Origin of the sequence: Asanoa sp. NPDC049475 (assembly GCF_040676915.1) — a bacterium.
In the GTDB taxonomy this organism is placed as follows: Bacteria; Actinomycetota; Actinomycetes; order Mycobacteriales; family Micromonosporaceae; genus Asanoa.
The window spans coordinates 212,924-237,636 of sequence record NZ_JBFAPY010000010.1 but is presented as its reverse complement, the minus strand read 5'-3'; the positions used below and the strand labels follow the sequence as shown (position 1 = coordinate 237,636).

The 24,713-nt window shown below is 73.6% G+C and carries 18 protein-coding genes; 11 read left to right on the top strand and 7 right to left on the bottom strand.

Annotated features, from left to right (window positions below):
* Window positions 1-17 precede the first annotated feature (17 nt).
* The 4 genes from AB0J88_RS35010 to AB0J88_RS34995 form a co-directional block, all read right to left on the bottom strand.
* Entirely contained in the window at window positions 18-650 is a 633-nt protein-coding gene (locus tag AB0J88_RS35010) for a TetR family transcriptional regulator (protein WP_364348736.1), read from the bottom strand.
* 62 nt (window positions 651-712) lie between these two features.
* On the bottom strand, window positions 713-1,447 hold the full coding sequence (locus tag AB0J88_RS35005) for an ABC transporter permease (RefSeq protein ID WP_364348739.1): 735 nt from the start codon (window positions 1,445-1,447) through the stop codon (window positions 713-715).
* Window positions 1,447-2,169, bottom strand: a complete 723-nt coding sequence (locus AB0J88_RS35000; protein ID WP_364348742.1) for an ABC transporter ATP-binding protein — start codon at window positions 2,167-2,169, stop codon at window positions 1,447-1,449. The genes AB0J88_RS35005 and AB0J88_RS35000 overlap by 1 nt, the downstream gene beginning before the upstream one ends.
* Before the next feature lie 123 nt (window positions 2,170-2,292).
* Entirely contained in the window at window positions 2,293-5,163 is a 2,871-nt protein-coding gene (locus AB0J88_RS34995) for a hypothetical protein (protein WP_364348745.1), read from the bottom strand.
* A 331-nt stretch (window positions 5,164-5,494) separates the two neighbouring features.
* Here AB0J88_RS34995 and hisI point away from each other — a divergent pair, with 331 nt between their 5' ends.
* From hisI to AB0J88_RS34980, 3 genes are read left to right on the top strand one after another with little or no spacing between them, the layout of a single operon-like run.
* Window positions 5,495-5,851 (top strand): phosphoribosyl-AMP cyclohydrolase, encoded by a 357-nt coding sequence (hisI, locus tag AB0J88_RS34990; RefSeq protein WP_364348747.1) that lies wholly within the window; start codon window positions 5,495-5,497, stop codon window positions 5,849-5,851.
* Complete coding sequence (locus AB0J88_RS34985) at window positions 5,848-7,365, top strand: anthranilate synthase component I (protein WP_364348749.1); 1,518 nt, start codon at window positions 5,848-5,850, stop codon at window positions 7,363-7,365. Before hisI ends, AB0J88_RS34985 begins: the two co-directional genes overlap by 4 nt.
* A complete protein-coding gene (locus AB0J88_RS34980) occupies window positions 7,362-7,898 on the top strand; it encodes a Trp biosynthesis-associated membrane protein (protein WP_364348751.1) in 537 nt (178 codons plus the stop codon). The genes AB0J88_RS34985 and AB0J88_RS34980 overlap by 4 nt, the downstream gene beginning before the upstream one ends.
* Here AB0J88_RS34980 and AB0J88_RS34975 read toward each other — a convergent pair.
* A complete protein-coding gene (locus AB0J88_RS34975) occupies window positions 7,891-8,136 on the bottom strand; it encodes a hypothetical protein (RefSeq protein WP_364349406.1) in 246 nt (81 codons plus the stop codon). The genes AB0J88_RS34980 and AB0J88_RS34975 overlap by 8 nt on opposite strands.
* A gap of 295 nt (window positions 8,137-8,431) precedes the next feature.
* Here AB0J88_RS34975 and trpC point away from each other — a divergent pair, with 295 nt between their 5' ends.
* The 3 genes from trpC to trpA are packed head-to-tail and all read left to right on the top strand — an operon-like array spanning window position 8,432 to window position 11,297.
* Window positions 8,432-9,292 (top strand): indole-3-glycerol phosphate synthase TrpC, encoded by an 861-nt coding sequence (gene trpC / locus AB0J88_RS34970; protein WP_364348754.1) that lies wholly within the window; start codon window positions 8,432-8,434, stop codon window positions 9,290-9,292.
* Window positions 9,289-10,494: a tryptophan synthase subunit beta gene (trpB, locus tag AB0J88_RS34965; protein WP_364348757.1), complete on the top strand. Its 1,206-nt coding sequence runs from the start codon at window positions 9,289-9,291 to the stop codon at window positions 10,492-10,494. The genes trpC and trpB overlap by 4 nt, the downstream gene beginning before the upstream one ends.
* Window positions 10,491-11,297 carry a tryptophan synthase subunit alpha gene (gene trpA, locus AB0J88_RS34960; protein ID WP_364349409.1) on the top strand — a complete coding sequence of 269 codons (807 nt, stop codon included), beginning with the start codon at window positions 10,491-10,493 and terminating at the stop codon, window positions 11,295-11,297. The genes trpB and trpA overlap by 4 nt, the downstream gene beginning before the upstream one ends.
* A gap of 90 nt (window positions 11,298-11,387) precedes the next feature.
* Here trpA and AB0J88_RS34955 read toward each other — a convergent pair whose 3' ends face one another.
* Window positions 11,388-11,885, bottom strand: a complete 498-nt coding sequence (locus AB0J88_RS34955) for an NUDIX domain-containing protein (RefSeq protein WP_364348760.1) — start codon at window positions 11,883-11,885, stop codon at window positions 11,388-11,390.
* Window positions 11,886-12,023: 138 nt separating this feature from the next.
* On the opposite strand from AB0J88_RS34955, the gene lgt reads away from it, so the two are divergent.
* The 3 genes from lgt to AB0J88_RS34940 all read left to right on the top strand — a co-directional run bounded on the left by lgt (window position 12,024) and on the right by AB0J88_RS34940 (window position 17,626).
* A complete protein-coding gene (gene lgt / locus AB0J88_RS34950) occupies window positions 12,024-13,157 on the top strand; it encodes a prolipoprotein diacylglyceryl transferase (protein ID WP_364348763.1) in 1,134 nt (377 codons plus the stop codon).
* 30 nt (window positions 13,158-13,187) lie between these two features.
* Window positions 13,188-14,384, top strand: coding sequence for an NAD(P)/FAD-dependent oxidoreductase (locus AB0J88_RS34945; protein WP_364348766.1), 1,197 nt, complete (start codon window positions 13,188-13,190; stop codon window positions 14,382-14,384).
* 104 nt (window positions 14,385-14,488) lie between these two features.
* Window positions 14,489-17,626, top strand: coding sequence for a BTAD domain-containing putative transcriptional regulator (locus AB0J88_RS34940; protein ID WP_364348769.1), 3,138 nt, complete (start codon window positions 14,489-14,491; stop codon window positions 17,624-17,626).
* Window positions 17,627-17,652: 26 nt separating this feature from the next.
* On the opposite strand, the gene AB0J88_RS34935 is transcribed toward AB0J88_RS34940, so the two are convergent.
* Window positions 17,653-18,492, bottom strand: a complete 840-nt coding sequence (locus AB0J88_RS34935; protein WP_364348772.1) for a GNAT family N-acetyltransferase — start codon at window positions 18,490-18,492, stop codon at window positions 17,653-17,655.
* A gap of 150 nt (window positions 18,493-18,642) precedes the next feature.
* Here AB0J88_RS34935 and gltB point away from each other — a divergent pair, with 150 nt between their 5' ends.
* Together gltB and AB0J88_RS34925 are read left to right on the top strand one after the other, a co-directional pair.
* A complete protein-coding gene (gene gltB / locus AB0J88_RS34930; protein ID WP_364348775.1) occupies window positions 18,643-23,199 on the top strand; it encodes a glutamate synthase large subunit in 4,557 nt (1,518 codons plus the stop codon).
* The gene (locus tag AB0J88_RS34925) at window positions 23,192-24,667 is read left to right on the top strand and encodes a glutamate synthase subunit beta (RefSeq protein ID WP_364348778.1); all 1,476 of its coding nucleotides are present in this window, start codon (window positions 23,192-23,194) and stop codon (window positions 24,665-24,667) included. Before gltB ends, AB0J88_RS34925 begins: the two co-directional genes overlap by 8 nt.
* The last annotated feature ends 46 nt before the right edge of the window (window positions 24,668-24,713 follow it).

The following is a 24,713-nucleotide window of genomic DNA, read 5'->3' as shown; positions in this document are numbered from 1 at the left end:
CTGGCCCGCACGCCGCGCTAGCCCGGCCCCTCGGACGACGGCGGGCTGGCCCAGACGCCGGGGAGCTCGCCGAAGACGTAGCGCTGGATCGTCGGGCCGATGGCCGCGACCAGCACCTCGGGCGGCGCGGAGGCAAGCGGTTCCACCTTGATCACGTAGCGGGCCATGGCCAGCCCGGCAAGCTGGCTGGCGACCAGGCTGACCCGCATCGGCGCCTCGTCGTGGGGCATCGGCACGACGCTGCGGACCCGGCGCAGCACCTGGCTGACGACGAACTCCCGAAACAGCCGGGCGGTCCACTCGCTGCTCACCGCCGAGCGCAGCATGGCCACGCCGGCCTTGCCCGCCGGCGAGTCCCAGATCGACAGGAAGAACCGCACCAGCCGCTCGCCGACGGCGTCGGGGTCGCCGGCGAGCGCCTCCGGGATGACGACGCTCGGGTCGATCGGCGAGTTCATCGCCGCCAGGAACAGCTTGTCCTTGGTGCCGAAATAGTGGTGCACCAGGGCCGGGTCGACGCCGGCGCCGGTGGCGATGTGGCGGATCGAGGCGCCGTCGTAGCCCTTCTCCGCGAACGCGGTGCGGGCGGTCGCGAGGATCGCGTCACGGGTGTCGGGGTTGCCGGGCCGGCGGCCGGTCCGTCGTACCATCACTAGCCCTTCGGTGCTTCGGGTCGGGCGTCGCTGGCGGGCGGCGCCCGACCCCATTGTGGTCAGGCCGTGCGGCGACGCAGCGTGGCGGCGCCGAGGGCGAGCGCGAGGATGATCGCGCCGACCACGATGCCAAGATCTCGCCACATCGTGCCGGTCGGGTCGGCGTGGGCGCCGACCTCCGTGAGCGCCTCCACCGAATAGGACAGTGGCAGCACGTCGCTGACCACCTGCAACCAGCCGGCCATCGCGTCCCGCGCGACGAACAGGCCGCAGAGCAGGATCTGCGGGATCGCCACCACCGGCATGAACTGCACCGCCTGGAACTCGGTGCGGGCGAACGCGCTGCACAGCAGGCCGAGCGCGACGCCGAGCACCGCGTTGGCCACCGCGATCACGATGACCAGCCAGAGGCTGCCCGCGGTGTCGAGGTCGAACAGCCAGTAGGCCAGCCCCGCCGCGACCGTCGCCTGTGCCGTGGCCACGAGACCGAACGCGATGCCGTAGCCGAACAGCAGGTCGAGCTTGCCGACCGGGGTGGTGAACAGGCGCTCGAGGGTGCCGCTCGTGCGCTCGCGCAGCATCGCGATGCTGGTGATCAGGAACATGATGATGAACGGGAAGATGCCGAGCATGACCAGTGCGACCCGGTCGAACATCAGCCCGCCGTCGAACATGAAATAGAGCAGGGTCAACAGCAGCAGGGGTACGACGATGACGAGCGCGACCGTGCGGCGGTCGTGCCGGAGCTGCCGGACGATCCGGCCGATCGTGCTGGCAAGGATGTGTGGGGACATCACGCGGCCGCCTTCTCCTGTTGACGGATGATGCGCAGGAACGCCTCGTCGAGGTCGTCGGTGCCGGCCGTCGCCTTGATCGCCGCCGGGGTGCCGTCGCCGATCAGGTAGCCGTCGCGGATCAGCAGCAGCCGGTCACAGCGGTTGGCCTCGTCCATCACGTGGCTGGAGACCAGGATCGTGGCGCCGTCGGCGGCCAGGGCGCGGAACTGCGCCCACAGCTCGTCGCGGAGCACCGGGTCCTGACCGACCGTGGGCTCGTCGAGGACGAGGACCTCCGGCCGGCCGACGATCGCGCAGGCCAGCGAGGCCCGGCTGCGCTGCCCACCGGACAGGTTGCCGACGAGCTGGTGCGCGGCGCCGGAGAGCCCGACCCCGTCGACGGCGGCCTCGGCGTCGGCCGCGCCGAGCCCGTAGAGGGAGGCGAAGTAGCGGGCGTTCTCCCGGACCGTGAGGTCGTCGTAGACGCTCGGCGCCTGCGTCAGGTAGCCGATCTTGCGCCGAAGCGGCGGGGAGCCGGCCGGCTCGCCGAGGACGGTGACCCGCCCCGAGGCGACGAGCTGCACGCCGACGACGGCGCGCATCAGGGTGGTCTTGCCGCTGCCGCTGGGCCCGAGCAGCCCGGTGATGCTGCCGCGCGGGATGGAGCAGCTGAACCCGTGCAGCACCTCGCGCTTTCCGCGGTTGATCACGAGGTCGGCGACCTCGATCGCGGTCTCCATCGTTCCTCCGTCTCTGAAATTCAACGACTGTTGAACTCAACGGTAGATGAAATAGATGGGTGTACGCAAGCGAACGCCCCGGCCCCCCATCGTTCGGGGGACCGGGGCGCTTGTCTGTGCTGTTTAGAGCGCGAGCACCCGGTCGAGGAAGTCGCGGTACCGGCGCATCGCCACCCGCATCGCCTCGGTGTCCGGCGCGTCGTTGTCCCGCCGGGGGTCGAGCTCGACCTGCTCGGCGAGCAGCGTCTCGGCGAGCTGCTGCACGGCCCGGGCGACCAGGCCCTGCGCGTGCTCCAGGGCCTCGGTCGGCTCGTCGACGAATTGCGCCTTGACCTCGTGCCACTCGGACCGCAGCGCGTCGGCCGCCTCGGCGCTCCACACCGCGATCCGGGTCTCCGGCACGTCCCCGGGCCGCATCGGCGGCCCACTGACCGGCCGCACCTCCGCGGCCGGCGACCCGAGATCGGTCAACGTCGGCGCGGCGACCACCGGCTCGACCTCGACCGCCTCTTCGGCCGGCTCGTCGTCTTCGGCCGCCTCGTCGACGGGCTGAGGCGCCTCGGCAGTCTCCGCGAGCCCTTCGTCGTCGACGGCGACCTCTTCCGCCGGCGCCACGACGGCCGCGGTCTCGACAAGCTCCTCGCCGGCGTCAGCCTCGGTCTCGGCAACCGCCTCGGGCTCCGCGTCCGCGGCGTCGCCCTCGGGCGCGGTCTCCGCCTCGGCGGCGGCTTCCGGCTCGGTCTGCGTCGCGTCGGTGTCGGCCTCCGCCTCGACGACAGCCTCGGGCTCGCCCTCTTCGGCGCCCTCGTCAGTCGCGGCCTCGGCTTCGATCTCGGTCACGGCTTCGGGCTCCGCGTCGGCGGAGTCCTCGTCGTCGGCTTCGCCCTCGGCGACGGCCTCGGGCTCGGAGCCAGCCGCAGCCTCGTCGTCGGCGACCGCTTCGGTCTCGGCGCCGTCCTCACTGACCGCCTCGGGCTCGGCGTCCGCGGAGTCGTCGTCGGCCTTGGTCGCCTCTTCGTCCCCTGCCTCGGCGACGGCTTCCGGAGCGGCGTCCGCGACGGCCTTTTCCTCGGCTTCGGTGACCGCTTCGGGCTCGGCGTCCGCACTGTCCTCGTCGTCGCCCTGGGCCGCCGCCTCAACATCGTCTTCGGCGATGGCCTCGGGCTCGGCACCCTCGTCGGGCGCTGTTTCGTCGCCGGTCTCGGTGACGGCCTCAGAATCCGCGTCTGCCGTGTCCTCGTCCGTGCTCTCGACCTCCGGCTCGGCCACGATTTCGGCGGCCGCGTCGGCCTCCGCCGCGGCTTCACCGTCGGCCTCCGCGTCCGCTTCCGGCTCAGGCGCGATCTCGGCAACTGCCTCGGCGTCCGCCGGGGATTCGTCTTCGGCTTCCGCATCTGCGTCGGCTTCCGGTTCTGCCGCGGTCTCGGTGATGGCCTCGGCCTCGGCCGGGGCGTCCGCGTCCGCGTCGGGCTCGGCGGCGGTCTCGGTGATGGCGTCCGTATCGGCCGGGGCGTCGTCTCCCGCGTCCGTGTCGGCGTCGGGCTCGGCGGCGGTCTCGGTGACGGCCTCCGTCTCAGCCGGCGCTTCGTCGTCGGCTTCCGCGTCCGTGTCGGCGTCGGGCTCGGCGGCGACCTCGGTGACCGCCTCCACCTCGACCGGCGCTTCGTCGTCGGCTTCCGGCTCGGCCGCGGCCTCGGTGACGGACTCCGCGTCGGCGAGGGCTTCCGCGTCCGCGTCTGCATCGGCTTCCGGGCCGGTGAGAGCCTCAGGATCCGCGTCTTCGGTGTCCTCGTCCGCGGTCTCGACCTCCGGCTCGGCTGCGACCTCGATGACCGCGTCGGCCTCCGCTGGGGCTTCACCGTCGGCCGCCGCGTCGGCTTCCGGCTCAGCCGCGGTCTCGGCAAGTGCCTCCGCGTCGGCCGGGGCGTCGTCTTCGGCTTCCGCGTCTGCGTCGACTTCCGGTTCTACCGCGGTCTCGGTGATGGCCTCCGCGTCGGCTGGGGCGTCGTCTTCGGCTTCCGCGTGCGCGTCGGCGTCGGGCTCGGCGGCGATCTCGGTGACGGCCTCCGCATCGGCCGACGCTTCGTCGTCAGCTTCCGCGTCCGCGTCGGTGTCGGCCTCGGCCGCGGTGATTGCCTCCGCCTCGGCGGGGGCGTCGTCTTCGCCTTCGGCGTCTGCGTTCGCGTCGGCGTCGGGCTCGGCGGCGATCTCCGTGACTGCCTCGGCGTCCGCCGGGGATTCGCCTTCGGCGTCCGCGTCGGTGTCGGCTTCCGGCTCGGCCGTGACCTCGGTGGCTGCCTCGGCGTCCGCCGGCGCTTCGTCCTCGGTGTCGGCCGTGGCCGCTTCCGGCTCGGCAGCGACCTCGGTTACGGCCTCAGCCTCCGCGGGCGCCTCAGCCTCGGCCCCGAAGGCCGGCGTCCCGGCCTCCACGCCGCTCACCGTGTCGGTTTCGGTGTCCACAGTGGCCAGAGCGGTCGGTTCCCCACCCTCGGTCGGCGCGTCGCCGTTGGACGCGGCCTCTTCGGCCAGCAGCGCCTGCCATTCGCGCTCGAACTCCGGGTCTTCCGCGGCCGCGGCGGCTGCGGTCTCGGCCGCCTCTTCCGCGTTCTCGGCGACGACCGGCTCGGCCTCGGCGACCTCCGCGGCGGCCGCGTCGGCCTCTGCCACCGCCGAGGCGTCCGCCTCGTCGAGGGCAGCGTCGGGTTCGGACTCCGTGGAGGCGGGAGCGGTCGCCCACGGAGAAGCGGGAGACTCGAGGAACTGGCTCGTCATCGGGGGAAGGGGCTGGGTGGCCGGTTCACCCGGACGGATGACAGGCGTCTCGATCGTCGTCTCGGTCAGGGCCGTCGAGACCGGCTCGGTGGCCTCCGCCGCCTGGGCCGCAGCGAGTGCGTCGAGAGCCGACACCGGGCCGTCGTCGCCGGGCGGGCGCTGGCCGGGCAGGGAGATGGTGGGCTCGCCCTGGTCGGGCTGGGGTGTGGGCTGGGGCTGCATGTCGGGTGATTCCTTCCGTCCGCTCCGTCAACGGCGAACCCGGCCGGGCGATGCCAGGATGGGGGCGCGCCGGACAGGTGGGGGAGACGGGACGCGACTGCCGGAACGGAACGCGTCGGACCCGTGCGCCGACCGAAGCCGGAGACGGGTCGAGACGCGCGGAAAGGGCAGGGGAGCGCCCCGCCGGTGAGATGGAGAAACCCGGGCGGCGCACGCTCAAACTACCGTGACGTGAGCCGGAGCACAGCCCCTGATTTGGCCTGAGCCGCTCCCGCAGGGATATCTCCGCCCCAGGATCTGGTCCCGCCGCCGGTACGGAACAATTGGTCGGGTGGCCTCCCCAGAATCGGGTCTCGACCCGGCGATCGCCGCCCGCCTGAAGCGCACCGACGACGGGCTCGTGCCCGCTGTCGTCCGCCGGCACGACGACGGCGAGGTGCTCATGCTCGCCTGGATGAACGACGAGGCGCTGCATCGCACGCTGACCACCGGCAGGGCCACCTACTGGTCGCGCAGCCGCCAGGAGCTCTGGGTGAAGGGCGAGACCTCCGGCCACCACCAGTACGTGAAGTCCGCCGCCCTCGACTGCGACGGCGACACGATCCTGCTGACCGTCGAGCAGGTCGGCCCGGCCTGCCACACGGGCACGCCCACGTGCTTCTCGGACGAGTTGACGGTGGGCGCATGACCACCGGAGCCGTGAACCCGACGCTCGACGAGTTCGCCGAACAGGCGCGCACCGGGCGGGTCGTGCCGGTCACCCGCCGGCTGCTGGCCGACGGCGAGACCCCGATCGGCGTCTACCGCAAGCTGGCCGGCGGCCCGGGCACCTTCCTGCTCGAGTCGGCGGAACCAGGCGCCGGCACCGCCTGGTCGCGCTACTCGTTCGTCGGCGTGCGCAGCGCCGCCACGCTGGTCGAGCGCGGAGGCCGCGCCGCATGGCTCGGCACACCCCCGGAGGGCGTGCCGGCCGAGGGCGACCCCGTCGACGTGCTGCGCGCGACCGTCACCGCCCTGACCGGCCGCCGCCACGACCCCGACGGGCCGCCGCTGACCGGTGGCATGGTCGGCTACCTGGCGTACGACCTGGTCCGCCGCTTCGAACGCCTGCCCGAGCTGGCCGACGACGAGCTCGGCGTGCCCGAGCTCGGCATGATGCTGGCGACCGACCTGGTGGTGCTCGACCACTACGCGGGCTCCGCGATCCTGGTCGCGAACGCGATCCTGCCGCCGGACGCGACGGCGGAGCAGACCGCCGCCGCCTACCACCACGCCGTCGGCCGGCTGGACGCGATGACGACCTCGCTGTCCCGACCGACCCCGCCGATGATCTCGACGATCGACCTGCCGCCGGTCCAGCCGAGGCTGGAGAGCCGGACGCCGGACGGCGGCTACCCCAAGGCGGTCGAGCTGGCCAAGGAGGCGATCCGGGCCGGCGAGTGCTTCCAGATCGTCGTCTCGCAGCGGTTCGAGCGCCGGACCACCGCGGACCCGCTCGACGTCTACCGGGTGCTGCGGACCACGAACCCCAGCCCGTACATGTATCTGCTGCGGTTCGACGAGTTCGACATCGTGGGCTCGTCGCCGGAGGCGCACCTCAAGGTCACCGACGGCCGGGCGCTGCTGCACCCGATCGCCGGCACCCGCCCGCGCGGCCGCGACCAGCGGCACGACAACGAGCTCGCGACGGAGCTCCTGGCCGATCCCAAGGAGCGGGCCGAGCACGTGATGCTGGTCGACCTGGGCCGCAACGACCTGGGCCGGGTGTGCGTGCCGGGCACGGTCGAGGTGCCGGAGTTCGCGACCATCGAGCGCTACAGCCACGTCATGCACATCGTCTCGACGGTGGTCGGTCAGCTGCACCCCGACCGCACGGCGTTCGACGCGCTGGCCGCCACCTTCCCGGCCGGCACGCTGTCCGGGGCGCCCAAGGTACGGGCGATGGAGATCATCGAGGAGCTGGAGCCGACCCGTCGGGGCGTGTACGGCGGCACCGTCGGCTACCTCGGCTTCAGCGGCGACCTCGACATGGCGATCGCCATCCGCACGGCGCTGATGCGCGACGGCGCGGCCTACGTGCAGGCGGGCGCCGGCATCGTCGCCGACTCCGACCCAGCGGCGGAGGAGCGGGAGACGCAGAACAAAGCCGCCGCGGTGCTCGCCGCGATCAGCGCGGCGGAGACGTTGAGAGCAGCGCGATGACCGGCAAACGGGGACTCACCCTCACCGTCCTCCTCTGCGTCGTAGGCGCGGGCCTGGCCTTCATCGGCGCCGGACGCACCTGGGAGAGCGGCTACACCCACGGGATCGCGGCGCCGTCGAGCTTTGACCAGACCGGCAGCGACCTCGTCCCGGGCCTCGCCGCGTTGGCGCTGGTCGGGCTCGCCGGCGCCGGCGCCCTGCTGGCCACCCGGGGCTGGGGGCGCCGCGCCGTCGGCGTACTCGTGCTGCTGGTCGGGGTGGGTCTGACGGCCCTGTCGCTCGGACGGGCGTTCGACGCCAGCAGCGCATGGCCGGCCCTGACCGCTGGCGGTGGTCTGCTGGTGGTGCTGGCCGGGCTCGCGGCCGTGATTGCCGGCCATCGCTGGCCGGGCATGAGCGCGCGCTACGAGCGGACGCCGAAGTCGGTGGGGGGCACCACCGACACCTGGAACGCCCTGGACCGCGGTGAAGACCCGACGGAGCCGACCGGGCCGACCGGGCCGGCCGAGCCGGCCGAGCCGACCGTCAGGTGAGCGAGCGGGTCTTGGCCTTCGCCACGCGCGGCATGGTGACGATCATCGCCACGTGACGCCGCACCTCGTCGCGCTGGTCGGCGCGGGCCCGGTCGGCGCAGATGGCTTCCCAGGCGTTGCCGCGGGCTGTGCGGACGCGGTCTCCGGCGACCGCCCGCGACGCGCTGTCGATGACTCCGTATGCCGCCGACAGGACGGCCCGCGGAAGGTCCGCTATCCCGCCCTGCTGCCGTGCCAGTGTGTTGTCCATACCCCGCCCCGATGAACAAGTCCCCTGTGGTCGGTGCCGACGTGGCCACCGTCGACCAGTTTGCCCGACGACATCCTCCCCGAGGGCTGTTTCGCCAGAGTGTCCGACCCGTGGCGGATGCGGTTCCCGTCACCCCCTTAGTAATGGGCGGCACACGCTCTGTGGGACGGGTGGGGCATTATGCCCGACCACGCGGGGTGAGACGGCCCATACCCCGGACGCTGTCCGCCGTCCGGCTGGCCATAGCATCGGGCGCATGACACCCGGAAAGGGGAGTCCGTTGGTGAATGCTGATCAACCGCAGGGTGACGACGGCGCCAACCCGGCGGCGCCGGTGAGTGTCCTCGACGAGATCATCGCGGGCGTGCGCGAAGACGTCGAAAGTCGGCAGCAGCAGGTGCCACTGGAAGAGGTCAAGCGGCTCGCCGCCGCCGCGCCGCCGCCCCGCGACGCCCATGCGGCGCTGCGCCGGCCCGGTGTCGCGGTGATCGCGGAGGTCAAGCGCGCCTCGCCGTCCCGTGGCCAGCTCGCCGACATCCCCGACCCAGCCGACCTGGCCAGTGAGTACGCGGGCGGCGGTGCCAGGTGCATCAGCGTCCTCACCGAGGGCCGATGGTTCGGAGGCTCTCTGGACGACCTCGCCGCGGTGCGCGCCGCGGTCGACATCCCGGTGCTGCGCAAGGACTTCGTGGTCTCCAGTTACCAGGTGCACGAGGCGCGGGCGCACGGTGCCGACATGGTGCTGCTGATCGTGGCCGCGCTCGAGCAGAACGTGCTGACCGGCCTGCTGGAGCGCATCGAGTCGCTCGGCATGACCGCCCTGGTCGAGGTGCACGACGAGGAAGAGGCCGACCGGGCCATGGAGGCCGGCGCGCGGGTGATCGGCGTCAACGCCCGCAACCTGCGTACCCTCGAGGTGGACCGATCGGTGTTCGAGCGGATCGCGCCCGGCCTGCCCAACAACGTGGTCAAGATCGCGGAGTCGGGCGTACGAGGGCCGCACGACCTGATCCGCTACGCCTCCGCCGGTGCCGACGCGGTGCTGGTCGGCGAAGGGCTGGTGACCCAGAAGAGCCCGCGGGACGCCGTCGCCGAGCTGGTCAACGCCGGCAACCACCCCGCTACCCCGAGGCCTGTGAGATGACCGATCTACTGCTGCCCGACGCCACCGGGCACTTCGGCCCCTTCGGGGGTCGGTTCATCCCGGAGGCGCTGGTCGCCGCGCTCGACGAGCTCGACGCCGCCTACCGGGCCGCCCAGGCCGACCCGGCGTTCGTCGCCGAGTTCGAGGCGATGCTCCGGGACTACGCGGGTGCTCCGTCGATGCTCTACGAGGCCCGGCGGCTGAGCGCCCAGGCCGGCGCGCGGATCCTGCTCAAGCGCGAGGACCTGCTGCACACCGGCGCGCACAAGGTGCGCAACGTGCTTGGCCAGGCGCTGCTCACCAAGCGGATGGGCAAGCGCCGGGTGATCGCCGAGACCGGGGCCGGCCAGCACGGCGTGGCGGCGGCGACCGCGGCCGCCTACCTGGACCTCGAGTGCGTGGTCTACATGGGTGAGCTCGACACCGAGCGCCAGGCGCTCAACGTGGCCCGCATGCGGATGCTCGGTGCCACGGTCATCCCGGTGACCAACGGCTCGCGGACGCTGAAGGACGCGCTCAACGAGGCCCTGCGGGACTGGGTCGCCTCGGTCGACGAGACCCACTACCTCCTGGGTACGGCGGCCGGCCCGCACCCCTTCCCGGAACTGGTCCGCGACTTCGTGGGCGGCATCGGCCGCGAGGCCCGCGCGCAGTCGCTCGAGCGGCTCGGCGGGCTGCCGGACGCCGTGGCCGCCTGCGTCGGCGGTGGGTCCAACGCCATCGGCATCTTCCACGCGTTCGTGCCCGACGAGGGCGTCCGGCTGTACGGCTTCGAGGCGGGCGGCGACGGCGTGTCGACCGGCCGGACGGCAGCGTCGATCACGGCCGGCTCGAAGGGCGTGCTGCACGGCGCCCGGACGTACGTGCTCCAGGACGCCGACGGCCAGACGCTGGAGTCGCACTCGATCTCGGCCGGCCTGGACTATCCGGCCGTCGGGCCCGAGCACGCCTGGCTCCACGACACCGGCCGCGCCGTCTACGAACCGGTGGACGATTCGGAGGCCATGGCGGCCTTCCAGCTGCTCTGCCGCACCGAGGGGATCATCCCGGCGATCGAGAGCGCGCACGCGCTGGCCGGTGCCCTGCGGATCATCCCCGCGCTGCGCGCGGAGCTCGGCCGGGAGCCGGTCATCGTGGTCAACCTGTCCGGCCGGGGCGACAAGGACGCGCACACCGCCGGCGAATACTTCGGGATCCTCTGATGACTATCGCTGTGGCGTTCGAGAAGGCCCGTGCCGAGGGCCGGGCGTTGCTGATCGGCTGCATGCCGGCCGGGTTCCCGACCGTCGACGGCAGCATCGCGGCGATGAAGGCCATGGTCGAGGCCGGCGTCGACGTCATCGAGCTGGAGATTCCCTACAGCGACCCGGTGATGGACGGCCCGGTGATCCAGAAGGCCAGTGACATCGCGCTGGCCAACGGGGTCCGGGTGGCCGACGCGATCAAGATCGTCGAGGCGGTCGCGGCCACGGGTGCCCCGGTGGTCACGATGACCTACTGGAACCCCATCGAGCAGTACGGCGTCGACCGGTTCGCCCGCGACTACGCGGCGGCCGGCGGCACCGGGCTGATCACGCCCGACCTGATCCCGGACGAGGCCCACGACTGGCTGGCGGCGTCCGACGCGCACGCGCTGGACCGCACGTTCCTCGTCTCGCCGTCGTCGACGGACGCCCGGCTCGCGATGACCCTGGCGCATTGCCGGGGCTTCGTCTACGCCACCGCGCTGATGGGCGTCACCGGCGCCCGCGAGCAGACCTCGACGGCCGCGCCGACCCTGGTCGCGCGGATCCGCGCGGTCGACCCTGACCTGCCGGTCGGGGTGGGTCTCGGCGTACGCGACGGCGCACAGGCCGCCGAGGTCGGCTCGTTCGCCGACGGGGTGATCGTCGGCAGCGCGTTGATCCGGTGCGTGCTGGACGCACCCGACGAGGAGTCGGGCTTGACGGCCCTGCGTGCCTTGTCGGCGGAGTTGGCCGCCGGCGTGCGGGCGGTTGATCGCTGAGCCGCCGGCGTGCGGGCGGTTGATCGCTGAGCCGCCGGCGTGCGGGCGGTTGATCGCTGAGCCGCCGGCGTGCGGGCGGTGCGGCGCCAGTTAGCCGGCGAGACCGACGACGACGTCCTGACTGCGGACGTCGGCGGTTTCGGCGGCGTCCGGATAGTCGGGCTCCGCGTCGCGGTCGACCCGGCTGAGCACGCCGGAGCGGCCGGCCAGCGCGTCGGCGATCGCCATGCGCGTGGTCGGCGTCATCGGCCCGGGCAGGTCGCCGGGGTCGTGGTAGCTGAGGCGACAGATCCGCCCGGGCGCGTTGTTCAGAGCCTCGCCGCGCGCGCGGCAGCGGAACACGTGCACCACGAGGTCGGGCAGACCCTGGCCGCACAGTTCGTAGAGACCGACCAGATCGACGATCTCCACATCCATGCCGGTCTCTTCGCGGATGTCGCGCACCGCGGCATGGATCGGGCTCTCGTTCTCACGGACCTTCCCGCCGGGCAGCCCCCACCGGCGGTGTCCCTGGCTCTGCTGACAGAGCAGCACGCGGCCGGCGTCGTCGGTGACGATCGCTCCGACCGCGGATGTGAGGGAGTTCATACCCCATCAAGCTACGCCGCTCGCGGGTTAACGTCAGCCATCGTGCGGTCGTCGAGCGGGATGCGTGCGGTGTCCGGATAGATCCGGGACGAACCCGGGGTGCCATCAGCACCATGCGCGACGGTACCGTGTTGTCCCGTGACCCTCGCCGCGATTCCGAGCCCCACTCACGCCGTGTGGCAGATCGGCCCGGTTCCGATCCGGGCATACGCCCTGTGCATCATCCTGGGCATCATCCTGGCCGCCGTCGTGACGGAATACCGGCTCCGGCAGCGCGGGGCGCACAAGTGGGCGATCCTCGACATCGCGGTCTGGGCCGTGCCGTTCGGCATCATCGGCGCCCGGATCTACCACGTGATCACCTCGCCCGGCGCCTACTTCGGTGAGGGCGGTGACCCGCTAGAGGCGTTCATGGTCTGGAAGGGCGGCCTGGGCATCTGGGGCGCGGTGGCCGGCGGTGCCGTCGGTGCGCTGTTCGCCGCCCGGCAGCTGGGCATGCCGCTGACCGTCGTCGCCGACGCGCTCGCACCCGGGCTGCCGCTGGCGCAGGCCGTCGGCCGGCTCGGCAACTGGTTCAACAACGAGCTCTACGGCCGGCAGACCACGCTGCCGTGGGGCCTGCAGGTGCACGAGATGGACTCGGCCGGCCAGCCGACCCTGGTCGACGGCGAGCCGGTGCTGCGGCCCGGCCTCTACCAGCCGACCTTCCTCTACGAGCTGATCTGGAACGTGCTGGTCGCCGGCGTCGTGCTCTGGCTGGACCGCAAGTTCAAGTTCGGCAGGGGCCGGGCCTTCGCCGTGTACGTGATGGGCTACACGCTGGGCCGGTTCTTCGTCGAGATGCTCCGCGACGACACGGCCACGCACATCCTCGGCGTCCGGATCAACGTCTTCGTCGCCGCGATCGTCTTCATCGGCGCGCTCGTCTACTTCCTGCGCGTCAGCGGCCCCCGCGAATACCTCGTCCCGGTCGGCGTCGACGCGCCGGTCCCGGCGCCGCGCGAAGGCGACATCTCCACCGTCGACGTCTCCGCGAAGCCGGCCGAGGCCGCCATCCCCAGCTCCTACCGGGTCGTCACCGAGGAGCAGTTCAAGGCGTACCAGGAGACCGGCGTCGTCCCCGACACGGACGAATCCGTCACCACCCCGGAGGAGGCTGGCGCTTCGACGGACGACGAGTCCGACGCCGTCTCCACCGGCGTCGCGGATGATGATGGCCACGACAGCGACACCACGGCCGCCGGCGCGGGCGGCCGCGCCGACGACCGCTGATCCGACCGACCACCCGGAGAGGCGGTACCGATGCGTACGGCCGTTGTGGTGGGCGCCGGGATCGGCGGCCTGGCGGCGGCCGGCGCGCTGGCCCGCGCGGGCTGGCAGGTCACCCTGTTGGAGCGCGCCGACCGGGTCCGGCCCGGCCGCACGGCGCTCGTGCTGTGGCCGAACGGCATCCGCGCACTGCGTGCCCTCGGCCTCGGTGACGGCCTCGACGCGATCGGCACGCCGCTCGGCGAGACCGGTGTCCGCCGCCCCGACGGCCACTGGCTGGTGCAGCCGCGCCCGGTCGCCGCACACCGCGGGCCGGTCGTCGTGCACCGGGAGGACCTGCACGACGCGCTGATCGCCGGGCTGGGTGACCGCGTCGACATCCGCACCGGCATCCGCGTCGACGACGTGCGCACCAGCGGCACCGAGCGTCCCGCGGTGAGCGCCGGCCGGCAGACGTTCGCCGCCGACCTGGTGGTCGCGGCCGACGGCACCGACAGTGCCGTCCGTGCCCGGCTCGCGCCGGAGTCGGCCGTGGTCAGCTCGGGCTGCACCGCCTGGCGCGCGGTCATCCCGTGGTACCGCGCGCCGCAGGATCTCGCGGGCCGGGTCGGTGGCGAGACGCTCGGCGCCGGCTACCGGTTCGTCGCCGCGTCGCTCGGCGAGCGCGGCTCGTCCGGCGCGTCCACCCGGGGCGGCGTCTACTGGGTCGCCACGGCGGCCGGCGCGCCCCGGCCGGAGCCGCCGGCCACCCAGCTCGCGCTGCTCCGCCGGTGGTACGCCGGCTGGCCCGCACCCATCGCCGACCTGCTCGCCGCGACCGAGCCCGAAGACCTCGTGCAGCAGGAGGTCCGCGAGCTGCGGCCGCTGCCGAGGGCGTACGCGTTCTCGTCGGGGCCGGGTGGAGTCGTGCTGCTCGGCGACGCCGCGCACGCCATGCCGCACCACCTCGGCCAGGGCGCCTGCCTCGCGTTCGAGGACGCCGCCACGCTGGCCGCCGCCGTCCGGGACGCGTCGACCGGCCTGCCGCTGCGCCGCGCCATCGAGGGCTACGACCGGGAGCGCCGGCCGCGCGCCGCGACGATGGTCCGCCAGACCCGGCGCATGTCCGCCGTCCTGCAGACCCGTGGCCGGCTCGCCCTGCGCGCCCGCGACGCGGCGCTCGGCCAGATCACGCCGCGGCTGCTCGGCAGCGCCGCGAGCACCGCCGCACAGTGGCGACCCCCCGCGTGACCGAGTGGTAAGCGGCCGAGCAACCCGATCGAGGGGGCCGAACGTGCCATGACCATCGGGCGGACGGGCGGGCAGACTACCGGCTACCGAACAGGGGGTCTTGCGTGGGCGACGACGGGTCGACGGCAGGCGGCGGGCAACGCCCGGTGCGCGCCGAGGCCTGCCTGCTCGGCCCTGTGCGGCTGCTCGCCGACGGTGTCCCGGTGCCACTGGAGCCGCCCGCCCGCGACCTGCTCGGCGTGCTCGCGCTCCGTCCAGGTGAGACGGTGCCCGACGACCAGATCGGCACGGCACTGTGGACGGTGCCCCGGCAGCGGGGTGCCGGCGCCGGCGACCGGCTCGCCGAGGCGACCGAGGCGCTCGCCGCGGCCCTGACCGGCGCGGGCTGCCCCCAGGCGCTCGGCCGGATGCCGGACGGGCTGGTGCTGCGGCTCCCCGGCCGGGCCGTCGACGCGAGCCGGTTCGCCCACCTGCTGCGCCGCGCCCGCGAGCTGATGACCGACGGCGACCTGGCCGGCGCGTCCGCCCGGTTCGCCACCGGGCTGCGGCTCTGGCAGGTCGACTTCGACGGCGACCCGCTGGCCGGCAGCACCGTCAACCCGCTGGGCTGGGTCCAGGCCGAGCGCACCCGGCTGGTGCAGATGCGGGCCGCCGCGACCGAGGACCGCTGGGAGTGCCTGCTGCGCCGGGTCGCCGCGGCGCTGACCGCCGCGGGCGCACCGGCCGCCGACCCCGACGCGGTCGCCGCCGGCACCGCCGCGCTGGCCGCCGCCGGGGAGGCGGTCGCCGAGCTCGAGCGCGCGGTGGGCCGCCACCCGCTGCGGGAGCGCCTCTGGGAGCTGCTCCTCACGGCTACGGCGTTCGCCGCCGGCCGGGGCGCGGCGGCCCAGGTCTACGACCGGGCGGTGCTGGCCATCGCCGACAACCTCGGCGCCACGCCCGGCCGGCGACTCGGCGAGATCGCCTCTCTGGTCCGCTCGGGCGGCCTGGCCACGTGGTGGGAGCAGCCGGAGCCATGCCCCCATCCGCCGCCGGCGACCACGCCGGCGCGGACCGGACTGCCCGTGCCCCTGACCCCGCTGATCGGCCGCGACGCGCTGGCGTCCCGGGTCGCCGGGCAGCTCACCGACCACCGGCTCGTGACGCTGACCGGGCCGGGCGGCAGCGGCAAGACCCGGCTCGCCGTCGCGGTGGCCGCCGGCCGCACCCCGGTCTGGTTCGTCGACCTGAGCGTCGTCGACGACCCGGCGGCCGTGGCCGTGGCCGTCGCCGGCGCGCTCGGCGTCCGTGACGAGCCGGGGCGTGCGATCGCCGACACCCTGGCCGACGCCCTCGGGACGGGCGAAGGCCTGCTGGTGCTCGACAACTGCGAGCACGTCCTCGGCGGCGCCGCCGAGCTCGTCACCGTGCTGCTCGAACGCTGCCCGGTGGGCGTCCTGACCACGAGCCGGGTCGCTCTCCGGCTGCCCGCCGAGGTGACCGTGCCGGTGCCACCGCTGCCCGGCCCGGCGCCGGACGGCGAGCACACGATCGCCGGGCTGGCCGCCCATCCCGCCAGCCGGCTGTTCCTGGAGCGCGCGCGGGCGCGGGCCGGCCGTCCGGTGCCGGAGTCCGACGCCGGCGCCGTGGCCCAGCTCTGCGCCGAGCTCGACGGGCTGCCGTTGGCCATCGAGCTGGCCGCCGCGCGTACCCCCGTGTTGTCGGTGCCGGAGATCGTGGCCCGGCTGCGGGCGGACCACAGCGTGCTGCGCAGCCCGGACCCGACCGCGCCGGCCCGGCACCGCACCGTCGCGGCCGCAGTCGAGTCCAGTGTGGACCAGCTCGACCCCGCCGCCCGGCGGCTGTTCGACCGCCTCGCGGTGTTCGCCGGCGGGTTCGACGTCGAGGCGGCCACCGCCGTCGCCGGCCCGACGGCGCCTGACGGCCTGGCCGCCCTGGTCGAGGCCTCGTTGGTCGAACGGCAGCGGCCCGGCGGCGACGCCCGCTACCGGATGCTGGTGCCGATCCACCGGCACGCCCTGGCCCGGCTGCGCGGGGCGGGCGACGAGAACGACGCCCGACAGACGCACGCCCAGCACTTCCTCGCGCTGGCGGAGCGGGCCGACGGCGGGCTGCGCGGCTCGGCGCAGGGCTGGTGGCTGGGTCGGCTCCGCCGCGAGGCGGCCAACCTGCGCGCCGCGATGAGCTGGCTGGCCGGGCCGGGCGCCGCCGCCGACCCGCACGGCGACCTGCGGCTGGCCGGCGCACTGGCCAACTACTGCCGGCTGGAGGGCTACTACCGCGACGGCCGCAGGTGGCTGGTGGACGCGCTCGCCCGGCACCCGGACGCACCCGCCGTGCTGCGCGCCCGCGCCCTGGCCGGTGCGGCGATGCTGGCCATGCTGCTCTGCGACTATCCGGCCGCGGCCGGCGACGCGGCGGCGGCCCGCAGCGCCTGTCGGGCCTCCGGCGACCCGCTGGGTGAGGCCCGGGTCGAGCTCACGCTGGGCTCCGTGGCGCGGGAGCGAGCGGAATACAAGGCATCCGCGGTGCATCTCGACGCGGCCGCCCGGTTGTACGACGTGCACGGCGACACCTGGGGCATCGCCCAGTCGGCCCTGCTGCGCGGCTTCACCGCCTGGCTGGCCACCGACCTCGACCGTGCGGAGGCGAAGCTGCGCCTGGCCCTGGACGGCTTCGAGCGGCTCGGCGACCCCGAGGCGGCGGCCACCGCGCTGATGAACCTCGGCGCGGTCGCCCTCTACCGGGGCGACGGCGACCGCGCGGCCTCGCTGCTCGACACCGCCCTCGACCGGTTCACCGCGCTGGGCTTCCCCGAGGGCCTCGGCTGGGCGCACAACCTGCGCGGCCTGGTCGAGCTGCGGGCCGGCCGGACCAGCCTGGCGGTGTCCCACCTGATCCGCAGCCTGGCGACCCACCGCCAGGTCGGCGACCGGTGGCGCACCGCCAGCGTGCTGGAGGCACTGGCCGAGGCGGCCCGCGTCGTCGGCGCCGCCGAGCGTGGCGCGGCGCTGCTCGGCGCCGCGGCGACGATCCGCACGGAGCTCGGCACGCCGGTGCCGGCCTGCGAGCTGTACGACCTGGCCGCGACCGCCGCCGGCCTGCGCACGCTGCTCGGTGTGGAGGCCTACGCGCAAGCCCACGGCGAGGGACAGACCGCGAGCCTGGACACCCTGGTCACGTCGCCGGTGGAGGCGTCCGTGCCGGCCCTGCCCAGCGCGGCTACGGCCGATCCCAGCTGAGCGCGGCAGTTTTGTCGAGGTCGCGCCTACGGCGCGGCGACTGGGGCGGGCTCGGCGATGCAGGCCGTCGCGATGCGGCGGAAGCCGACGCTCAGGTAGACCCGGGCCACGTCGTCGCTGCTGGCTGACAGGAAGACCAGGTCGGCGCCGGAGTCGACGGCATGCCGGGCCAGCGCCAGGGTAAGCGCCGCACCGAGGCCGCGGCGGCGGTACGCGGGCAGGGTCGCCACGCCGGCGATCTCCACCACGTCGCCCGCGCGCATGCCGATGCCGCTGGCGACCTGGCCGGCGTCGGCGACCTCGGCGACGGCGGTGAACCGGCGGCCCTCCCGGATCGCCTGGCGCTCGCCCTCGACCGAGCCCGGGTCGGCCTCCACCCGGGCGGCGTCGCGCTCGGCCGGGCCACCCGCGCCCTTGTCGGTGCCCGGTGTGCCGAAGCCCACGTGGGCGACCGCGCGGGACAGCTCCAGGTCGGCCTGGAAGGCGTCCGACGCAGGGTCCAGCAGCCGCACCCCGGCCGCCGGCAGCGTGGGCAGCGCGGCCGGGTCGAGCACCATCAGCGGCGCCTCCAGCACGGCCAGCCCGGCCGAGCGCGCCACCGCGAGCAGGTCGGGGGTGGTCTCGTGGACCCACTCGAACGCCTCGGGAAGGCCCAGGTCACGCTGCCGCTCGCGGGCGGCCATGACGTCGGCCGCCGACGGGGGCTCGCCGCCGTCGAGGCGCGGACGGGCGTAGAACGGCCAGCCCGCACCCTCGCGAACGAACAGGACGAGGCCGCCGAAATCCTCTGCTCGTGCCGAGAACCGGGGCAAGGCATCGTAGAAGGTCTCGAGGCGGCGCAGGAGGGCAGGATCGGGGGTGGTCATCGCGCGAGAGTACACATCTCAAAGTCTGGGCGTGTGATCAATACGTCCTGGCGGATGAGGGCCGGCATTCACGTAAACTCAGAAGACCCAGCAGGGCCGACGTCGTCCCGAACCCGAAACACGCGTGACTGAGACGACCGTGGAGGCCCCGTGGCATTTCCGCATCCCCAGGGTTTGTACGACCCGGAGAACGAGCGTGACTCCTGTGGCGTCGCGTTCGTAGCCGACCTCGCCGGCCGCCGCTCCCACGACGTCGTGGCGAAGGGGCTCTCGGCGCTCGTCCGGCTCGACCACCGGGGCGCGCGGGGCGCGGAGCCCAACACCGGTGACGGCGCCGGCATCATGATCCAGGTGCCCGACGAGTTCCTGCGGGCAGAGGTCGACTTCACGCTTCCGCCGGCGGGCTTCTACGCCACCGGCCTCGTGTTCCTCCCCACCGAGGACGCCGAGGCCGCCCAGGCGGTCACGGTGATCGAGAAGTACGCCATCGTCGAGGGCGCCGAGGTGCTCGGGTGGCGCGACGTGCCCGTCGAGCCGGAGGGCCTCGGCACGACCGCGGAGCTCGTACGGCCGCGGATCCGGCAGGTGTTCCTGGCCGCGCACCGGCTGCACGACGGCCCCGACGGTCCGGCCGGGACCCCGGTCAGCGACCTCGACCTCGACCGGGTCGCCTTCTGCGTGCGCAAGCAGGCCGAACGGGAGACCGCCGAGCGGGGCATACCGGCCTACTTCCCGAGCCTGTCCGCCCGCACCATGGTCTACAAGGGCATGCTCACGCCCGACCAGCTGCCGGCCTTCTTCCCGGACCTCACCAACCGTCGGGTACGCAGCGCGATCGCCCTGGTCCACTCGCGGTTCTCGACGAACACGTTCCCGTCGTGGCCGCTGGCCCACCCGTACCGTTTCATCGCCCACAACGGCGAGATCAACACCATCCGTGGCAACAAGAACTGGATGAACGCGCGCGAGGCGCTGCTGTCCTCGCCGAAGATCCCCGGCAACATCCGTCGGCTCTTCCCGGTGTGCACGCCGGCCGCCTCCGACTCGGCCAACTTCGACGAGGTGCTCGAGCTCCTGCACCTGGCCGGCCGCGAGCTGCCGCACGCCGTGCTGATGATGATCCCGGAGGCGTGGGAGAACGACACCGCGATGGACCCGGCCCGCCGGGCGTTCTACCGCTTCCACGCGAGCCTGCTCGAGCCCTGGGACGGCCCCGCCAGCGTCGCGTTCACCGACGGCACGCTGGTCGGCGCCGTGCTCGACCGCAACGGGCTGCGGCCGGGCCGCTGGTGGCGCACGGAGGACGGGCTGGTCGTGCTCGGCAGCGAGGCCGGTGTGCTCGACCTCGACCCGACCACGGTGGTCGCCAAGGGCCGGCTCCAGCCGGGCCGGATGTTCCTGGTCGACACCGCCGAGGGCCGGATCGTCGAGGACGACGAGATCAAGGCCGAGTTGGCCGCCGCGCACCCGTACGACGACTGGCTGCACGCCGGCCTGATCGACCTCGAGGACCTGCCCGCCCGCGAGCACATCGTGTTCACGCACGACTCGGTGCAGCGCCGGCAGCAGACCTTCGGCTACACCGAGGAAGAGCTCAAGATCCTGGTCGGGCCGATGGCGCGCAGCGGCGCCGAGCCGCTGGGCTCGATGGGCACCGACACCCCGATCGCGCCGTTGTCGACGCGGCCGCGGCTGCTCTACGACTACTTCCACCAGCTCTTCGCCCAGGTCACCAACCCGCCGCTCGACGCGATCCGCGAGGAGCTGGTCACCAGCCTCTCGTCGACCATCGGTCCCGAGGGCAACCTGCTCGACCCGAACGCGGCCAGCTGCCGGCAGATCGTGCTGCCCCGGCCGGTGCTCGACAACGACGAGCTCGCCAAGCTGCTGTCCATCGACGACGACGGCGACCTGCCGGGCTTCAAGGCGGTCCGGGTCTCCGGGCTCTACCCGCTGCGCAACGGCGCGGCCGGCATCAAGGCCCGGCTGACCGAGATCTGCCGGCACGTCTCCGAGGCGATCGAAGACGGCGTGCGGATCCTGGTGCTCTCCGACCGGGACTCGACGGCCGACCTCGCGCCGATCCCGTCGCTGCTGCTCACCGCCGCCGTGCACCAGCACCTGGTGCGCGAGCAGACCCGCACCCAGGTCGCCCTCGTGGTCGAGTCGGGCGACTGTCGCGAGGTGCACCACGCGGCACTGCTCATCGGGTACGGCGCCGCGGCGGTCAACCCTTATCTGGCCTTCGAGTCCGCCGAGGACCTGATCGCGACCGGTGCGCTGACCGGCGTGGCCCCGGCCGACGCGATCCGCAACTACGTCAAGGCGCTCAGCAAGGGCGTCCTGAAGATCATGTCCAAGATGGGCATCAGCACCGTCTCGTCGTACTGCGGTGCCCAGGTCTTCGAAGCGGTCGGCCTGGACGCCCGGGTGGTGCAGCGCTACTTCGCCGGCACGCCGGCCAAGATCGGCGGTGCGCGGCTGGCCGACATCCACACGGAGGTCGCGGCCCGGCACGCCCGCGCCTACCCGGCCAACGAGGCCGAGCGCAGCCACCGCAAGCTCGACGTGGGCGGCGAATACCAGTGGCGCCGCGAGGGCGAGCTGCACCTGTTCAACCCCGAGACGGTGTTCCTACTCCAGCACGCCACCCGCAGCCGGCGCGAGGACATCTTCGCCCGCTACACGTCCACCGTGGACAAGCTGGCTGCCGAGGCCGGTTCGCTGCGCGGGCTGTTCCAGCTGCGCGTCGGTGACCGGCCGGCCGTGCCGATCGAGGAGGTCGAGCCGGTCAGCGCCATCGTCCGGCGGTTCGCCACCGGTGCGATGTCCTACGGGTCGATCTCCGCCGAGGCGCACGAGACCCTCGCGGTCGCGATGAACCGGCTGGGCGGCAAGTCCAACACCGGTGAGGGCGGCGAGGACGTCGAGCGGCTCTACGACCCGGAGCGCCGGTCGGCCGTCAAGCAGGTGGCCAGCGGGCGGTTCGGCGTCACCGCCGAATACCTCGTCAACGCCGACGACATCCAGATCAAGATGGCGCAGGGCGCCAAGCCCGGCGAGGGCGGCCAGCTGCCCGGCAACAAGGTGTGGCCGTGGATCGCGAAGACCCGGCACGCCACGCCGGGCGTCGGGCTGATCTCGCCGCCGCCGCACCACGACATCTACTCGATCGAGGACCTGGCGCAGCTCGTACACGACCTCAAGATGGTCAATCCCGCCGCCCGGGTGCACGTCAAGCTGGTCTCCGAGGTCGGTGTCGGCACGGTCGCCGCCGGTGTCGCCAAGCTCAAGGCCGACGTCATCCTGATCTCCGGCCATGACGGGGGTACGGGCGCCAGCCCGCTCAACTCGCTCAAGCACGCCGGCACCCCGTGGGAGCTGGGGCTGGCCGAGACCCAGCAGACGTTGCTGCTCAACGGGTTGCGAGACCGGGTCACCGTGCAGGTCGACGGCCAGCTCAAGACCGGCCGCGACGTGATCGTCGCCGCGCTGCTCGGCGCCGAGGAGTTCGGCTTCGCCACCGCGCCGCTGATCGTCTCGGGCTGCGTGATGATGCGGGTCTGCCACCTCGACACGTGCCCGGTCGGCATCGCCACCCAGAACCCGAAGCTGCGGGAGAAGTTCACCGGCAAGCCGGAGTTCGTCGAGACGTTCTTCGAGTTCCTCGCCGAGGAGGTCCGCGGCTACCTGGCCGAGCTGGGCTTCCGCAGCATCGACGAGGCGATCGGCCACGCCGAGCTGCTCGACCTGGCGCCGGCGATCGACCACTGGAAGGCCAACGGGCTCGACCTGACGCCCGTGCTGCACGTGCCCGACCTGCCGTCCGACGCGGCCCGCCGCAAGATCCAGGAGCAGGACCACGGCCTGGCCAAGGCGCTCGACAACGAGCTGCTGAAGCTGGCCGAGCCGGCGCTCCGCGACGGCACGCCGGTGCGCGCCACCGTCGCGGCCCGCAACGACCAGCGCAGCGTCGGCGCGATGCTGGGCGGCGCGGTCGCCCGGAGGTACGGCGGCGAGGGCCTGCCCGAGGACACCATCGAGCTCGACCTCGTCGGCACCGGTGGCCAGTCGTTCGGCGCGTTCCTGCCGCGCGGCGTGACCATCCGGCTGCACGGCGACGCCAACGACTACGTCGCCAAGGGACTGTCCGGCGGCCGGGTCGTGGTGCGCCCGCACCTCGACGCGCCGTTCGTGGCGGAGCACCAGATCATCGCCGGCAACACCATCCTCTACGGCGCGACCGGCGGCGAGCTGTTCCTGCGCGGGCGGGTCGGCGAGCGGTTCGCCGTGCGCAACTCCGGCGCCACCACGGTGGTGGAGGGCGTCGGGGACCACGGTTGCGAATACATGACCGGCGGCACCGTCGTGGTGCTCGGCCCGACCGGCCGCAACTTCGCCGCGGGCATGTCCGGTGGCACCGCCTACCTGTGGCGCGCCGACCCCGCGCGGGTCAACCCCGAGCTGGTCGACCTGACCCCGCTCACCGACGACGAGCAGGTCACCGTGCAGGCGCTGGTGCAGCGCCACTTCGCGGAGACCGACTCGGCCGTCGCCGCTGACCTGCTCAAGCGCTGGCCGGAAGCGGCTCGCGAGTTCACCGCCGTCGTGCCGCGCGACTACAAGCGCGTCATGGCGGCCATCAGGGCCGCCGAGGCTGCCGGCCATGACGTCGACGAGGCGGTCATGGAGGTCGCACGTGCCTGATCCACAGGGTTTCCTGCACCACGAACGCCGGCTGCCGGAGCGGCGGCCGGTGCCGGTGCGCATCCAGGACTGGCGCGAGGTCTACCCGTCCGCCGACGACGGGCTGATCCGCGAGCAGGCCAGCCGCTGCATGGACTGCGGCGTCCCGTTCTGCCACCAGGGCTGCCCGCTCGGCAACCGGATCCCGGACTGGAACGACCTGGTCCGCACCGGTCAGTGGGCCTCCGCCGCGGAGTCGCTGCACGCCACCAACAACTTCCCGGAGTTCACCGGGCGGCTCTGCCCGGCGCCCTGCGAGGCCGCCTGCGTGCTGAGCATCGCCGGCGGCGCGCCCGTGACCATCAAGCAGGTCGAGGTGGAGATCGCCAACCGCGCGTTCGACCTCGGCCTGGTGATGCCGCAGCCGGCCGGGCACGCGTCCGGCAAGCGGGTCGCGGTGGTCGGCTCCGGCCCCGCGGGCCTGGCCGCGGCGCAGCAGCTCGCCCGGGCCGGGCACGCCGTCACCGTGTTCGAGCGGGACGACCGGATCGGCGGGCTGATGCGCTTCGGCATCCCCGACTTCAAGCTGGAGAAGTCCCACATCGACCGGCGCCTCGCGCAGCTAGAGGCCGAGGGCGTCGCCTTCGAGACCGGGGTCAACGTCGGTGTCGACGTGACCGCCGACCAGCTCCGGGCCGAGTACGACGCGGTCCTGCTCGCCTGCGGCGCCCTGCTGGGCCGCGACACCCCGGCGACTCCGGGGCGCGGGCTGCGTGGCGTACACCTGGCCATGGAGCACCTCGTGCCGGCCAACCGGGTCGCCGCCGGGCTGCAGTCGTCGACGCCGCTGGACGCGGCCGGCAAGCACGTCGTGATCATCGGTGGCGGCGACACCGCGGCCGACTGCCTCGGCGTCGCGCACCGGCAGGGCGCGGCGGCGGTCTACCAGCTCGACCTCTACCCGGAGCCGCCCGCGGTCCGCGACGAGGCCCGTGACCCGTGGCCCACCTGGCCGTGGATCCTGCGCAACTACCCGGCCCACGAGGAGGGTGGCAACCGCGACTTCGCCGTCGGCGTGCAGGAGTTCGTCCACGACGGCACCGGTGCGGTGCGGGCCGTGCGGATCGCCGAGGTCGAGGTGACCAAGGTCGACGGTCACCGGCGGATCCACGTGAAGCCGGGGTCCGAGCGCGAGCTGCCGGCCGACCTGGTGCTGCTGGCGATCGGCTTCGACGGCACCGAGCCGCAGCCGCTGCTGGACCAGCTCGGAGTGTCGCGCAACGCGCGCGGCGCGGTCGACGCCCGTTCCGACTGGCAGACCGGCACCGACGGCGTGTTCGTGGCCGGCGACATGCACCGCGGCGCGTCGCTGATCGTGTGGGCGATCGCCGAGGGCCGGGCGGCGGCCGCCGCGATCCACTCGTACCTGGGCGGGGAGGGCGAGCTGCCCACCCCCGTCGATCCGGCTGCCGTCCCGCTGGCGGCCTGAGCGCATTAACGGTGATCAACGGACAGGTGTTGCCAAGGGGCCTTTC

Excerpts from the sequence above, each read along its gene's own strand:
- AB0J88_RS34980 (WP_364348751.1), top strand. The coding sequence starts at position 7,362 with ATGACCGGCAAACGGGGACTCACCCTCACCGTCCTCCTCTGCGTCGTA.
- AB0J88_RS34995 (WP_364348745.1), bottom strand. The coding sequence starts at position 5,163 with ATGCAGCCCCAGCCCACACCCCAGCCCGACCAGGGCGAGCCCACCATC.
- AB0J88_RS34955 (WP_364348760.1), bottom strand. The coding sequence starts at position 11,885 with ATGAACTCCCTCACATCCGCGGTCGGAGCGATCGTCACCGACGACGCC.
- AB0J88_RS34985 (WP_364348749.1), top strand. The coding sequence starts at position 5,848 with ATGACCACCGGAGCCGTGAACCCGACGCTCGACGAGTTCGCCGAACAG.
- AB0J88_RS34945 (WP_364348766.1), top strand. The coding sequence starts at position 13,188 with ATGCGTACGGCCGTTGTGGTGGGCGCCGGGATCGGCGGCCTGGCGGCG.
- trpB (WP_364348757.1), top strand. The coding sequence starts at position 9,289 with ATGACCGATCTACTGCTGCCCGACGCCACCGGGCACTTCGGCCCCTTC.
- AB0J88_RS35010 (WP_364348736.1), bottom strand. The coding sequence starts at position 650 with ATGGTACGACGGACCGGCCGCCGGCCCGGCAACCCCGACACCCGTGAC.
- AB0J88_RS35005 (WP_364348739.1), bottom strand. The coding sequence starts at position 1,447 with ATGTCCCCACACATCCTTGCCAGCACGATCGGCCGGATCGTCCGGCAG.
- AB0J88_RS34935 (WP_364348772.1), bottom strand. The coding sequence starts at position 18,492 with ATGACCACCCCCGATCCTGCCCTCCTGCGCCGCCTCGAGACCTTCTAC.
- AB0J88_RS35000 (WP_364348742.1), bottom strand. The coding sequence starts at position 2,169 with ATGGAGACCGCGATCGAGGTCGCCGACCTCGTGATCAACCGCGGAAAG.